Raw genomic sequence first — 12,488 nt, forward strand, 5'->3', positions numbered from 1 at the left:
GGCCTAGGCCTCCTCGGAGAACAGCGTCCGGCCCCACCAGTCGTCCTGGTCGCGGACGCCCGGCGGAATGGCGAAGAGCGCCGAACCGACGTGCTGGATGTACTCGTTGAGCGCGTCCGCCGCCAGGTTGCGCTGGATCGGGATGAACCCCTCGCGGACGTCGCGCTGGTAGGCCAGGAAGAACAGGCCCGCGTCCAGGCGGCCGAGTCCGTCGGTGCCGTCGGTGAAGGAGTAGCCGCGGCGCAGGATCGTCGCCCCGCGGTTGGAGCCGGGGTGCGCCAGCCGGACGTGCGCGTCGGGCTTCATCGCCTTCAGGAAGGGCTCGTCGCGTTCCTTCGCCTTGCCGACCGGGGCTCCCTCGCCCTTGTCCCGGCCGAAGATGTCCTCCTGCTCCTGCAGCGGGGTGCGGTCCCAGGTCTCGATGTGCATGCGGATGCGGCGGGCGACGAGGTAGCTGCCGCCCGCCATCCAGGCCGGGCCGTCCTTCTCGCCGACCCAGACGTGCTCGCGCAGGCGGTCCGTCTCGGTGCCCGCGATGTTGCGCGTGCCGTCCTTGAAACCGAACAGGTTGCGCGGGGTCTGCCCCTCGGGCGTCGTCGAGGACGTCTTGCCGAAGCCGAGCTGCGACCAGCGGATGACGACCTTGCCGAAGCCGATGCGGGCCAGGTTGCGGATGGCGTGCACGGCGACCTGCGGGTCGTCGGCGCAGGCCTGGACGCACAGGTCGCCTCCGCTGCGGGCCCGGTCCAGGTTGTCGCCCGCGAACTTCGGCAGGTCCACGAGGGCTTCGGGGCGGCGGCCGGCGAGGCCGAACCGGGTGAACAGGCTCGGGCCGAAGCCGATCGTCAGGGTGAGGCGGGAGGGCTGCAGGCCCAGTGCCTCGCCGGTGTCGTCCGGGGGTGCCTCGGGCAGGCCGCCGTAGGCGCCCTCGCCGACGGCCCGTCCGGCCGTCATGCGCCGGGCCGCCTCCGTCCAGTCCTTCAGCAGCCCGACGAGGGCCGCGCGGTCCTCGGTGGTCACGTCGAACGCGGCGAAGTGCAGGCGGTCCTGGACCGGGGTGGCGATGCCCGCCTGGTGGGGTCCGTGGAACGGGATCGCCGTGCCGGCGGCCGGCGTTGCGGCGTCCTGGTCCGTGCGGGCGAGTGCCACCGCGCCGCCCGCCGCGGCGGCGCCGAGCGCCAGGCCGGCGCCGCCCCAGCCGAGCAGCGAACGCCGGGACGGGGAGGGTGTGTCGGTGTCCGTCATGGTGGGGTCCCGGTCACTTCACGACGGACGCGGCGAGTTTCGACAGCGGCTCCGCGAGCGCGTTCACCGCGTCCGAGAGCTTCTTGCGGTCCGCCTTGCCGACCTTGTCGTAGGACGTGAAGTCGTAGGAGCCGGCGTTCGGGCGGTACCGGTCGAGCAGCCCGTTCAGCGCGGCGAACTGCCGGTCCAACTCGGTGACCAGGTCCGCGTCGTTCTCCCGGGCGACCGGCTTGAGCAGGTCGTACGACTTCTGCGCGCCTTCCACGTTGGCCTTGAAGTCGACGAGGTCGGTGTGCGAGTAGCGCTCCTCCTCGCCGGTTACCTTGCCGGTGGCCACCTCGTCGAGGAGTTCCTTGGCGCCGTTGGCCATCGAGGTGGGGGTGATCTCGGCCGTGCCGACCCGCTTCTGCCAGTCCTTCAGGTCCTTGACGAGCAGTCCGGCGAGTTCCTTCTCGCGGTCGCCGATCTTCCCGTCCTGCCAGAGCGCCTTCTCCAGGCGGTGCCAGCCCGTCCAGTCGGTGGCGGGGTCCTGGCCGTCCTCCAGGCCGTCCTCGCGGACGTCGACCTTGGGGTCGATGTCGCCGAAGGACTCGGCGACCGGCTCGGTGCGCTCCCAGCCGATGCGGGAGGGGGCGTAGGCCTTCTTCGCCGCCGCGATGTCGCCGTCCTGGACGGCCTCGGCGAAGGTCTCGGCGAGCGGCAGCGTCGCGTCGGCCTGCTGCTGCACGTAGGCGCGGTAGGCGGCGACGGCCTTGTCCAGGCGCGGGTCGCGCGTGGCGGTCCTGCCGCCGGTGGCCCTGACGGCCTGGCGGATGCCCTTGCCCTTCATGCCCGGCTTGCAGGCGATCTGGTAGTCGCCGGCCTTCACCTCGGCGGTGACGCGCTGCTTGGTGCCGGGGCCTATGTTCTCCCGCTCGGTGACCACGCGGTCGTCCGGGAAGAGGACGTAGACCTCGGTGACCTTGGACCCCTTGTTCTCGACGGCCAGCTCGACGTGCCCGGCCGGGAACTCCTTCTTCGACACCTCGCACGTGTCGTCCGTGGCCGTCACGTGGATCACACGGTCGCCGTCCTGCGCGCCGCCCTTCTCGGTGCAGCCGGTGACGGCGGTCAGGGCCGCCGCGGCGGCGACGAGGAGGGAGGCTGGTCTGACGGGTCGCATGGAGGCTCCAAGACAGGAAGGTGAGGCTCACCTAAGGCACATAAGAATTACCTAAGTGGCTCAAAATCGCCGCCATGACGCAGTCAAGGGACGGTCAAAGCTCGCGTCTCGGTGTGATCAGCAGGGCCCGTGACCGCGGATGCGGGAAGACCTCGACGGGTTGGTCGTAGACCTCGGAGAGCACGCGCTCGGTGAAGACCTCGGCGGGGGTGCCCCGCGCCGCGACGCCACCGGCGTGCAGGAGGGCGACCCGGTGCGCGTACGCCGCCGCCAGTCCCAGGTCGTGCACCACCACGACCACCGCGTCCCCGGCGCGCGCCCTCGACCGGCACAGGCGCAGGACCAGTTCCTGGTGCCGCAGATCGAGGGCGGCGGTCGGCTCGTCGAGCAGCAGGAGCGGGGTCCGCTGGGCCAGCACGCGGGCGAGCGCCACCCGGGCCCGCTCGCCGCCGCTGAGCGCGGAGAACGGGCGCGCGGCGAAGGCGGTCACCTCGGTCGCGGCCATGGCCTCGGCCACCGCCCGGTCGTCGTCGGCGGGCGTGGTCGCGGGGCAGGCGGCGTGCGGGGCCCGGCCCATGCGGACGACCTCCTCCACCGTGAAGGGGAAGGAGAGCAGCGGTGACTGGGGCAGCACCGCGCGGCGCAGGGCGAGTTCCGGCGCGCTCCACCGCGTCGCCGGACGGCCGTGGACGCTCACCGTCCCCTCCGCGGGCGGGACGTCACCGGCCAGGGCGCTCAACAGGGTCGACTTGCCCGCCCCGTTGGGGCCGACCAGGGCGAGGACCTCGCCGGCGCGAACGGTGAGGTCGACGCCGGTGAGGACCGCGCGGGTGCCGAGCCGGACGCCGAGGTCCCGGGCCTCGGCCAGGACGTCGCCGGGCGCGGGCGGGGCCGGGGGACGCGGGCGCTGGCCGCGCGGGCGGATCATGCCCAGCCTCCCTGGCGGCGCCGGGTGCGGCGCAGCAGCCAGAAGAAGAACGGGCTGCCGAGCAGGGCCGTCAGCACCCCGAGCGGAAGCTCGGCCGGGGCGGCGACCGTACGGGCCGTCAGATCGGCGGTCAGCAGGACGAGCGCGCCGAGGAGCGCGCTGCCCGGGACGAGGAAGCGGTGGCCCGGACCGGCCGCCATGCGGAGCAGGTGCGGGACGACCAGGCCCACGAAGCCGATGATCCCGGCCACGCTCACGGCCGCCGCCGTCAGCAGCGCGATGACGACGATCAGCACGACGCGCAGCCGCTCCACGTCGACGCCCAGGTGGTGGGCGGGGCGCTCGCCGAGGGCCAGCAGGTCCAGCCGGCGGGCGTAGCGGGGCGCCGCCGCCAGGCCGACCACCGCGCACGGCAGGACCGCCAGTACCTTCGGCCAGGTCGCCTGGGAGAGCGAGCCCAGCTGCCAGAAGGTGATCTGGTTGACCGCGGCCGTGTCCGCGACGAAGAGGAACAGGCCGATGAGCGCCCCGGCGAAGGCGTTCACGGCGATGCCGGTGAGGATCAGCGTGACCACCTCCGTCCGGCCGCCCGAGCGGGACATCGCGTACACCAGCAGGACCGTCAGCAGCCCCGAGACGAAGGCGAAGGCCGGCACGGTCCAGGTGCCGAGGACGTCCAGGCCGAGGGCGATCGCGGCGACCGCGCCGACCGCCGCCCCGGAGGACACGCCGATGACGCCCGGCTCGGCGAGCGGGTTGCCGAACACGCCCTGCATCAGCGCGCCCGCGCAGCCCAGGGAGGCGCCGACCAGCAGGGCCAGCGCGATCCGCGGGAACCGCACGTTCCACAGCACGGACTCGGCCACCCGGTCGAGCCCTGTGCCGCCCAGCCCCAGCCGGTGCTGCACGGAGGCGAGGACGTCACCGACGGGCACGGGGAAGGCGCCCGTGCCGGCGGCGACCGGGACGAGGACGAGCAGGGCGCCGGCCAGGGCGGCCGTCAGCAGCCGGGCCGTGGCGCGCCGGGCCGGAGCGCCGGCCGCCGTCCGCTGCACGGCGGTCACCGGGTGCCTCCCTCGCCGTACAGCTGCCGCACCACCGACGCGAGCACCTGGTCGGTGCGTGGTCCGTAGGTGAGCAGCACGCCGTCCTCGACCGCGACGACCCGGCGCTCCGCCCCGGCCGGGGTCTGGGCCACGCCGGGGAGCCGCACCAGGCCGTCCACGCCGCCGACCGAGGAGAGCCCTTTGGTCATGACCAGGATCGCGTCGGGGGCGGCACGGACGAGGGCCTCGCTGGTGATGGCGGTGAAGTCCTTCTCCAGGCCCGAGTCGGCCCCGGCGTCCACGGCCCCGGCCGCCTCGATCAGCGAGGTCGCGCCCGATCCCGCCCCGCCGATGAGGTAGACGGAGGCCGAGCCGCGCAGGTAGAGGAAGGCCACCCGGGGCCTGGGCCGCTCGTCGGGGACCGACTCCGTGACGGCGGCGATGCGTTGCTCGGTGCGGCGGACGAGCCGCTCGCCGGCCTCGGGCACGCCGAGCGCGTCCGCGACCGCCCGGATGCGCGGGCCGACGTCGTCCAGGCCCCGGGCCGGGGCGACGAGCAGGATCGGCACGCCCGCGGCGCGGATCTGGTCCATCGCCTCCCGGGGGCCGGTCGTGGTCTCGGCCAGCACCAGGTCGGGCCTGAGCGACAGGACGCTCTCGGCGGAGACGTCGTGGCCCCGGGTGACCACGGGCAGTGCCGCGGCCTGCGCGAAGGTGGTGGTGATGTCGCGGGCCGCGACCCGGTCGCCGAGGCCGAGCGCGAAGACGATCTCGCTGAGGCTGCCGGACAGGGGCACGATCCGGGCGGCCCGCTCGACCGTCACCCGCGCGCCGTCGGCGGAGCGGACGGTGACCGGAAGCTCGGGCTCCGGCGTGCCGGTGAGGGGCTGCACGCGGTTCGCCGCCGCCACCGCGGTGGGGGCGGGCGGTGCCGCCTGGGAGCACGCCGTGGCCATGAGCGCGAGGGCGAGCCCGGACAGCAGCGCCCTCGCCGGTCGCCTGCGCAAGCGTCCCACCATCCGTCACGTTCCCTTCACTTGCGGAGCCCGGAGGGACCCCTGTGACCCTTGAGCCGGTTTCAGCTTAGGTTAGCCTTACCTTAGTCTTTACCGGCTGCCGTCATCGTCGCTTCCGGAGGACCCCGCCATGCCCGCCCGGCCACCTGCCCTGCTCACCCTGTTCTGCGCGGCCCTCCTGGGCGTCGCGGGAGCCGTCCTGCCGGCCTCCGGCGCCCACGCCGCGAGCCGTGCCGTGGAGGGCGGCCGGCTCGACTGGGGCGTCAAGTCGTCGTTCTCCGCCTACGTCACCGGGCCCGTCGCCGGGGGCGGCTACTCCCTCACGGGCGGTGCGGCCACCGTCGGCCGCAGCGGCTTCCGCTTCCACTCGGCGACCGGGACGTACGACGGCGGCTCCGGTGCCTTCCGCGCCTCCTTCTCGGGCGGGGTGCGCTTCCTCGGCCACCGCACCGAGACGGGCGAGCACAGGCTCGACCTCACCCTCAGCCGACCCACGGTGAGCGTCACCGGCTCCACCGGCACGCTCTTCGTGGACGTCACCAGCAAGGCGAAGGGCACCGGGACGGTCACGACGTCCCGTCAGGTGCCCTTCGCCTCCCTCGCGCTGGGCGGTATCGACATGCGCGGCGGCGGCACCTCCGTCGTCCTGCAGAACGTCCCCGCCACGCTCACCGCCCAGGGCGCCGGCTCCTTCGCCGGGTACTACACGGCCGGTACCGCGCTGGACCCGGTCAGCCTGTCGGTGGACGTACGGCAGGCCGCGGCGAAGTCCCCCACACCCGCCGCGCCGTCGCCGTCCGCCACCCGGAAGAGCACCCCGCGCGGTGCCGTCCAGGACGGTGCCGTCGACTGGGGAGTACGGCGCACCTTCCGCGAGTACGTCACGGGCGACATCGCCGACGGCCGCTGGACCCTCTCGTCCGGCGCGCTGGACGGCGGCGCCCTCTTCCGTTTCCCGGGCGGTAAGGGGCGGTACGAGGACGGCGGCCTGGAGGCCTCGTTCCGCGGTGCCGTGCGCTTCACCGGCGCCCACGGCCTCGACCTGCGGCTGAGCGCGGTGCGCGTCACCGTCGACGGCGGCACGGGCACGCTGTTCGCCGACGTGACGAGCCCTCGGTACCGCGCGAGGAAGGTCCCCCTGGTCACCTTCGCCGCCGGGGATCAGGAGAGGTCGGGCGGGCTGCTCCGGGTGACCGAGGCACCCGCGCGGCTCACCGCCCAGGGGGCGCGGGCCTTCGGCGGGATGTACCGGGCGGGCACCGCGATGGACCCCGTCTCCCTGGCCGTGGCCCTGACCGCAGGCGCCGCCCTGCCCGCCCTGCCCGACCTGGGCAGCGAGCCGACGGCGAGCGCCCCGCCCACGCCGACGCCCGCGCGGGCCTCCGCGGAGCCCGTCGCGAGCGACGCGGCGGACGGCGGGACACGCGCCCTGCCCGTCGCCCTGGCGGCCGGTTGCCTGGCCGCCGCGGCAGCGGCCGTCACGGTCGTCACCGTCCGCAGGCGCCGCACGCGTCCGGCCGCCGAGGCCCCGGACGCGCCTTGACCCACTCGCCGAAACGCCTCGTCACCCCATCGCCACGCGCCCCTTCACCCACCACCCGTCACCACCTCATCCCGTCACCACCTCATCCCGTCACCCAGGAGAGTCACGCCATGCCCGTCAGACGACGCCGGACCGCCGCCCTCGCCGCCGCCGTGGCCACGGCCGCCGCCCTCGGCGCCACCGCGCTCGCCCCCTCCTCCGCCGCCGCCGCCGAAGTCCCGCTCACCGGCTACGCATTGACCTGGGGCATCAAGCAGTCGTACCGCACCTACGTCACCGGCATGGCGGCCGGCACCTTCACCACCGCGGACGGCGCGAGCCAGGCCGCGGGCAACGGCCCGTTCACCTTCGTGGACGGCTCCGGCGGCTACGACCCGACCGCCCACACCGTGGACCTCGCCTTCCAGGGCACCCTGAGGATCGACTCGAAGCTGCACGGTTTCGCCCTCACCCTGTCCGACGTGAGGTTCGACAGCGCCGCCGCGGAAGTCACCGCCGACGTCACGAGGAACGGCGCCACGACGGACGACGTGCCGCTCGCGAAGGTCACGGTCACGCGCGCGATGAAGGACATGGCCACCACGCTGACCAAGGAGGCGGCGGACGTCTTCGGCAGCGCGGGCTACGAGGGCGCCGCCGGCGACCCCCTGACGGTGGTGCAGAAGACCCCGCCCCCGTCGCCCAGCCCCACGACGCCGACCCCCACAGCGACGCCCACTCCGACCCCCACGGCCACTCCGTCGCAGACGCCGGTCACGTCACCCTCCCCGACGCCACCGCGGGTGACGCAGTCCCCGGCGCCGAGCGGCCCCACCACCGGCGGTCCCTCGGCCCCCGCGCCGCGGGGCGAGATAGCCGACGGCAGGCTCGGCTGGGGAGTGAAGGAGTCCTTCCGCGCGTACGTCGTGGGCCCGGTCGCCCACGGGCGGATCACGGTGTCCGGCGGAGCGACGCAGGCGTCCGGCAACGGCCCCTTCACCTTCCCCGGCGCGACCGGCCGTTACGACACGGCCGCGGGCACCCTCTCCGTGTCCTTCCAGGGCAGCGTGACCTTCCAGGGCCACGAGAGCGACGGACGGCACGGACTCGACCTCACCCTGGCCGGTCTCACGGTCACCCTCGACGACGGCGCCGGCCGCCTCACCGCCGACGTCGCCAGCCTCGGCGAGCAGTCGCGGGACGTGGTGCTCGCCGAGCTGAGGACCGGCGTCTCCACTCTCATCCCCGAGGGCGACGTCATCACCCTCGACGACGTCACCGCCACCCTCACCGAGGCCGGCGCCAAGGCCTTCGGTGACTTCTACACCGCGGGTACCCGGCTCGACCCGGCCGACCTGTCGATCGCCCTCACGGACGACGCGCAGCTCCCCGGCGGCACGGACGGAGGTGACGGTTCCGCGGGCGCGTCCGGCGGCTCCACGGGCGGCTCGGCCGACGGCACCGGCTCCTCGGCGGGCGGCTCCACCACGGTCGGCGGCTCCACCACGGGGGGCTCGGCCACCGGGGCCGTCACCGGTGGCCTCGCGAGCACCGGTTCCGCGCTCCCGGCCGGCCCCCTCGGGGCGGCCGCCGCCGCGGCCGTCGTGATGGGCGCCGGGGCCGTCCTGGCCGTGCGCAGGCGGCGCACCCGGGCCTGAGCGGACGTCCGGGGCGGGCGGTCCGTCGGCCCCCGCCCCGCCGGTGCTTGAATGCCCCCGTGACTGACTACGACGTGCTCCGCGTCTTCTGCGGGCCGAACGGTGGGTACGGCAACGAACTCGGTGTCGTACGTGACGGATCCGTGCTGCCCGGTCCGGGCGACCGTCAGGCGTTCGCCGCCAAGCTCGGGTTCAGCGAGACCGTGTTCGTCGACGACCCCGAGCGGGGCGTGATCGACATCTACAGGCCCACCTCGCGCCTGCCCTTCGCCGGGCACCCCTGCGTCGGCACGGCCTGGCTGCTCGACGTGCCCGAGCTCGTGATGCCCGCCGGGGTGGTCGGGGCGCGGCAGGACGGGGAGTTCTGCTGGATCGAGGCGCGGGCGGAGTGGGCGCCGCCGCGCACCCTGCGGCAGTACGGCGGCGTCGCCGAGGTCGACGGCCTGCCCGTGCCACCGTCGGGGGAGTGGGTGTACGCCTGGGCGTGGGAGGACGAGCCCGCCGGGCGGGTCCGGGCCCGGGGCTTTCCCGGCCGGGGCGACGGCATCGACGAGGACGAGGCGACCGGGGCGGCCGCCCTGCTGCTCACCGAGCGGCTGGGCCGGGCCCTGAACATCACCCAGGGGGCGGGCTCCCAGATCCTCACCGCGCCCCAGCCGGGCGGCTGGACCGAGGTCGGCGGCCGGGTGCGTCTGGAACGCTGACCCGGGCGGCGCGCGGCCGTACGGGTGGAACAGCGTGTGTGCGCGGTGGCGAACGGGGACCTCTGGGCATGACCGAGCACCACCGCGAGAGGATTCTCATGCGCATTCGATCCGCTCTGGCCGTAGCCGCCCTGACCGTCGCCGTCACCGCCACCGGCGCGGCGACCGCCGCCGCCAACGACGACGACGGCCGGGACTACCGCGACGGCCACCACGTGGCGTGCAGCCCGTACTTCTACGAGATCGAGGCCGAGACCGCCGAGATCGAAGGTGGCGGCGCCCTCTGCCGCAACGACGTGTTCGACGTCTGAGCCGCAGGGCCGAGGCTCTGCCGAGCCGGCACCGGGGCCCCTCGCCGGGTGCGAGGGGCCCCGGTGTGTGTCCGCGCGGCTCACGCCGAGAGCGGGAACTCCTCGCCCAGCGCCTGGAAGACCGCGTTGTTGAGCCCGTAGGCCCGCTTGCACTCGGCCACGATCCGCTGCCGCTCCAGTTCGTCCCCGGGCACGGCGTCCAGCAGCTCCCAGTAGGAGCGCTTGAAGGCGGCCGGGTTGGGGATCTGCTCGAAGACGTAGAAGCGGACCCCGTCGCCCTTCCTGGGGAAGCCCCACGTCTTCTCGGCGGTGTCGCGGATGATCTGCCCACCGGAGAGGTCGCCGAGGTAGCGGGTGTAGTGGTGGGCGATGTAACCGGCCGGCCAGTCGCGGGCGCACTCGGTGATCCGCCCGGCGTACTCCAGCGTGGCCGGCAGCGCTGTGGCCGCCGAGCGCCAGCCGGGGCCGCGCAGGTACTCCAGGTCCTGCTCCAGCGCCGCCGTGCGGAACAGCTCCGGGCGGACGAAGGGGCCCGCCACGGGGTCTCCGGCCAGCCGCTCCGCGGCGGACTCCAGCGCCCGGTACACGAACCACAGCTGCTCCGTGTAGCGCGCGTACGCGTCGACCCCCAGTTTGTGCCCCAGCAGATCGCTCAGGAAGGTCGAGCCCCTGACCTCCTCGTGCTGCTCGCGGGAAGCGGTCCTGAGGAGGGTCGAGAAGGATTCCATGGGCCCACTTTCTCTGGTTAGGGTCGCCTAAGTCAATGCCTTGCCGACCAGCTGTCGGTAAACTTCCCGACGCGTTGTCGGAAAAAACCCGTGCGGAAAAAACCCGTGCGGGCACGAGAAAGGCCCGCCCTCGGGTGAGAGCGGGCCGCGGACGGGGAAGCGGAGCGTTACGGCAGGGTGAGGATCTCCGCGCCCGAGTCCGTCACCACCAGCGTGTGCTCGAACTGCGCCGTCCGCTTCCGGTCCTTCGTCACGACCGTCCAGCCGTCGTCCCACATGTCGTACTCGTGCGTGCCGAGCGTCAGCATAGGCTCGATCGTGAACGTCATCCCGGGCTGGATGACGGTCGTGGCGTGCGGGCTGTCGTAGTGCGGGATGATCAGGCCCGAGTGGAACGACGAGTTGATGCCGTGGCCCGTGAAGTCGCGCACGACGCCGTAGCCGAAGCGCTTGGCGTACGACTCGATGACCCGGCCGATGACGTTGATCTGCCGGCCCGGCTTGACCGCCTTGATCGCCCGGTTCAGCGCCTCCCGGGTCCGCTCCACCAGCAGCCGCGACTCCTCGTCGACGTCCCCCACGAGGTAGGTGGCGTTGTTGTCGCCGTGCACGCCGCCGATGTACGCCGTCACGTCCAGGTTGACGATGTCGCCGTCGCGCAGGACGGTGGAGTCCGGGATGCCGTGGCAGATGACCTCGTTGACGCTGGTGCACAGCGACTTCGGGAAGCCCCGGTAGCCGAGCGTCGAGGGGTAGGCGCCGTGGTCGCACATGTACTCGTGCGCCACCTTGTCCAGCTCGTCCGTGGTCACCCCGGGGGCGATCAGCTTCGCGGCCTCCTCCATCGCCCGGGCGGCGATCCGGCCGGCGCGCCGCATCGCCTCGATCGTCTCGGGCGTCTGCACCTCCGGTCCGGTGTACGGCGTCGGCGCGGGCTTGCCGACGTACTCGGGCCGGCGGATGTTTCCGGGCACGGAACGGGTGGGGGACAGCTCCCCGGGGACGAGCAGCGACTGGCCAGACATGCCAGCGAGTCTAACCAGCGGCCGTGGGGGAACATGTCGGTGGCGAGAGGAGCTGGTCATGGCCCTGTTCAAGAAGCGGACGGTCGGCAAGCCGGGCGAGTGGTACTACTGCCTGGAGCACAAGAAGGTCGAGGAGGGGCCCGACTGCCCGGGCAAGGACCGCTTCGGCCCGTACGCGAGCCGCACCGAGGCCGAACACGCGATGGAGACCGCCCGCGAACGCAACCTGCAGTGGGAGAACGACCCCAAGTGGCACGACGCCCCGACGGGCGGTCGCGAGGAGAACTGACGCACGGCGGACGCGCACGGACGCCCGGGGCCCAAGCCGCCCCGGGCGTCCGTGTGCCCGCCTCCAGCGTGCAAAGGTCCCGCGGTGGGCTCGATGTCCGCCCGGGTCCGTCGGGGCCCGGGCTGCGGGGGCTCGCCTCCTGGCTGTCGGCGGGGTGGCCGGCTGTCGGCCGGTGGGGCTTCGGCTTCCGTCCGGGGTGGGCGGGCTGCCGGTGCGGTCCGGGGTGGCGGTGGCCATCCCGGCTACCAGCGGGCCGGCGGTGGGGCGGTCAGGTGCTCGGCCAGTCTGGCCACCCGGTCCCGGAAGCGGCGCCGCCCCCGCGGGGCCGGCAGCGCGTTCTCCCCGGCCGCCGCGCTGACCAGGTGCTGGACCGTGTCCAGGTCCAGTTCCGCGCCCGCCGGGACGGCCAGGGACTCGTGTGCCACGGCCGGCAGCTCGCCCCGGTCGGGACCGAGGGCCAGCACCGTCGCCCCGGCGCGGCGGGCGTCCGACACCCGTTCGAGCAGGGGCGCGGCAGGGCCCTCGGGTGACACCACCAGCAGCGTCTCGCCCCGCCGGGCCGCCTCCAGCCGGCCGAGACCCACCGCGAGGTGCGCCGGATCCGACGGGCGCGCGTCGTGCCGCACCAGCGTCGGCGCCAGCTCCGGCGTGCCCGACCAGGCGGCCTCGTCCACCAGATGCGCCGCCAGGTGCCACGGCTCGTACGCGGGCGTGCCGACGAGCAGCAGCCCGCCCCCGTGCGACACCACCGACCCGCGCAGCGCCCTGGCGAACCGCCGGGTGGCGACCAGCCACTCCGTCCCGGCGAGCACTTCCCGCAACAGCGCCACCCGTACCGCGTCCATGCGACCGCA

General features: G+C 74.2%; 13 protein-coding genes. 5 read left to right on the top strand and 8 right to left on the bottom strand.

The window, feature by feature from the left end; genetic code table 11:
• Positions 1 to 3: 3 nt before the first annotated feature.
• From efeB to ACF07N_RS33590, 5 genes are all read right to left on the bottom strand, one after another.
• On the bottom strand, positions 4 to 1,245 hold the full coding sequence (gene efeB / locus ACF07N_RS33570) for an iron uptake transporter deferrochelatase/peroxidase subunit (protein ID WP_392120343.1): 1,242 nt from the start codon (positions 1,243 to 1,245) through the stop codon (positions 4 to 6).
• Positions 1,246 to 1,258: 13 nt separating this feature from the next.
• Entirely contained in the window at positions 1,259 to 2,407 is a 1,149-nt protein-coding gene (gene efeO, locus ACF07N_RS33575; protein WP_392120346.1) for an iron uptake system protein EfeO, read from the bottom strand.
• A gap of 94 nt (positions 2,408 to 2,501) precedes the next feature.
• Positions 2,502 to 3,335, bottom strand: a complete 834-nt coding sequence (locus ACF07N_RS33580) for a heme ABC transporter ATP-binding protein (RefSeq protein ID WP_392120349.1) — start codon at positions 3,333 to 3,335, stop codon at positions 2,502 to 2,504.
• A complete protein-coding gene (locus ACF07N_RS33585) occupies positions 3,332 to 4,399 on the bottom strand; it encodes a FecCD family ABC transporter permease (protein WP_392120352.1) in 1,068 nt (355 codons plus the stop codon). The genes ACF07N_RS33580 and ACF07N_RS33585 overlap by 4 nt, the downstream gene beginning before the upstream one ends.
• Positions 4,396 to 5,400, bottom strand: coding sequence for a hemin ABC transporter substrate-binding protein (locus ACF07N_RS33590; RefSeq protein WP_392120355.1), 1,005 nt, complete (start codon positions 5,398 to 5,400; stop codon positions 4,396 to 4,398). Before ACF07N_RS33590 ends, ACF07N_RS33585 begins: the two co-directional genes overlap by 4 nt.
• A 127-nt stretch (positions 5,401 to 5,527) precedes the next feature.
• Here ACF07N_RS33590 and ACF07N_RS33595 point away from each other — a divergent pair, with 127 nt between their 5' ends.
• The 4 genes from ACF07N_RS33595 (at position 5,528) to ACF07N_RS33610 (ending at position 9,592) form a co-directional block, all read left to right on the top strand.
• Positions 5,528 to 6,940, top strand: a complete 1,413-nt coding sequence (locus ACF07N_RS33595; RefSeq protein ID WP_392120358.1) for an HtaA domain-containing protein — start codon at positions 5,528 to 5,530, stop codon at positions 6,938 to 6,940.
• A 110-nt stretch (positions 6,941 to 7,050) separates the two neighbouring features.
• Positions 7,051 to 8,577 carry an HtaA domain-containing protein gene (locus ACF07N_RS33600; protein ID WP_392120361.1) on the top strand — a complete coding sequence of 509 codons (1,527 nt, stop codon included), beginning with the start codon at positions 7,051 to 7,053 and terminating at the stop codon, positions 8,575 to 8,577.
• Between the two features lie 59 nt (positions 8,578 to 8,636).
• Positions 8,637 to 9,281 carry a PhzF family phenazine biosynthesis protein gene (locus ACF07N_RS33605; RefSeq protein ID WP_392120364.1) on the top strand — a complete coding sequence of 215 codons (645 nt, stop codon included), beginning with the start codon at positions 8,637 to 8,639 and terminating at the stop codon, positions 9,279 to 9,281.
• Positions 9,282 to 9,379: 98 nt separating this feature from the next.
• A complete protein-coding gene (locus ACF07N_RS33610) occupies positions 9,380 to 9,592 on the top strand; it encodes a hypothetical protein (protein ID WP_383340756.1) in 213 nt (70 codons plus the stop codon).
• An 80-nt stretch (positions 9,593 to 9,672) separates the two neighbouring features.
• Here ACF07N_RS33610 and ACF07N_RS33615 read toward each other — a convergent pair whose 3' ends face one another.
• Positions 9,673 to 10,320: a heme oxygenase (biliverdin-producing) gene (locus ACF07N_RS33615; RefSeq protein ID WP_392120367.1), complete on the bottom strand. Its 648-nt coding sequence runs from the start codon at positions 10,318 to 10,320 to the stop codon at positions 9,673 to 9,675.
• A 167-nt stretch (positions 10,321 to 10,487) separates the two neighbouring features.
• Positions 10,488 to 11,345 carry a type I methionyl aminopeptidase gene (gene map / locus ACF07N_RS33620; protein ID WP_383323385.1) on the bottom strand — a complete coding sequence of 286 codons (858 nt, stop codon included), beginning with the start codon at positions 11,343 to 11,345 and terminating at the stop codon, positions 10,488 to 10,490.
• 58 nt (positions 11,346 to 11,403) lie between these two features.
• On the opposite strand from map, the gene ACF07N_RS33625 reads away from it, so the two are divergent.
• On the top strand, positions 11,404 to 11,634 hold the full coding sequence (locus ACF07N_RS33625) for a hypothetical protein (RefSeq protein ID WP_383323388.1): 231 nt from the start codon (positions 11,404 to 11,406) through the stop codon (positions 11,632 to 11,634).
• Positions 11,635 to 11,876: 242 nt separating this feature from the next.
• Here the strand turns inward: ACF07N_RS33625 and ACF07N_RS33630 are convergent, their stop codons facing one another.
• Positions 11,877 to 12,479, bottom strand: coding sequence for a hypothetical protein (locus ACF07N_RS33630; RefSeq protein WP_383340762.1), 603 nt, complete (start codon positions 12,477 to 12,479; stop codon positions 11,877 to 11,879).
• Between the last annotated feature and the right edge of the window lie 9 nt (positions 12,480 to 12,488).

This window comes from Streptomyces sp. NPDC015242, assembly GCF_043079125.1.
In the GTDB taxonomy this organism is placed as follows: Bacteria; Actinomycetota; Actinomycetes; order Streptomycetales; family Streptomycetaceae; genus Streptomyces.

Bases quoted from the DNA above. Each gene is read 5' to 3' on its own strand.
- efeB (WP_392120343.1), bottom strand. From the start codon at position 1,245: ATGACGGACACCGACACACCCTCCCCGTCCCGGCGTTCGCTGCTCGGC.
- efeO (WP_392120346.1), bottom strand. From the start codon at position 2,407: ATGCGACCCGTCAGACCAGCCTCCCTCCTCGTCGCCGCCGCGGCGGCC.
- ACF07N_RS33580 (WP_392120349.1), bottom strand. From the start codon at position 3,335: ATGATCCGCCCGCGCGGCCAGCGCCCGCGTCCCCCGGCCCCGCCCGCG.
- ACF07N_RS33590 (WP_392120355.1), bottom strand. From the start codon at position 5,400: ATGGTGGGACGCTTGCGCAGGCGACCGGCGAGGGCGCTGCTGTCCGGG.
- ACF07N_RS33595 (WP_392120358.1), top strand. From the start codon at position 5,528: ATGCCCGCCCGGCCACCTGCCCTGCTCACCCTGTTCTGCGCGGCCCTC.
- ACF07N_RS33600 (WP_392120361.1), top strand. From the start codon at position 7,051: ATGCCCGTCAGACGACGCCGGACCGCCGCCCTCGCCGCCGCCGTGGCC.
- ACF07N_RS33610 (WP_383340756.1), top strand. From the start codon at position 9,380: ATGCGCATTCGATCCGCTCTGGCCGTAGCCGCCCTGACCGTCGCCGTC.
- ACF07N_RS33615 (WP_392120367.1), bottom strand. From the start codon at position 10,320: ATGGAATCCTTCTCGACCCTCCTCAGGACCGCTTCCCGCGAGCAGCAC.
- map (WP_383323385.1), bottom strand. From the start codon at position 11,345: ATGTCTGGCCAGTCGCTGCTCGTCCCCGGGGAGCTGTCCCCCACCCGT.
- ACF07N_RS33625 (WP_383323388.1), top strand. From the start codon at position 11,404: ATGGCCCTGTTCAAGAAGCGGACGGTCGGCAAGCCGGGCGAGTGGTAC.
- ACF07N_RS33630 (WP_383340762.1), bottom strand. From the start codon at position 12,479: ATGGACGCGGTACGGGTGGCGCTGTTGCGGGAAGTGCTCGCCGGGACG.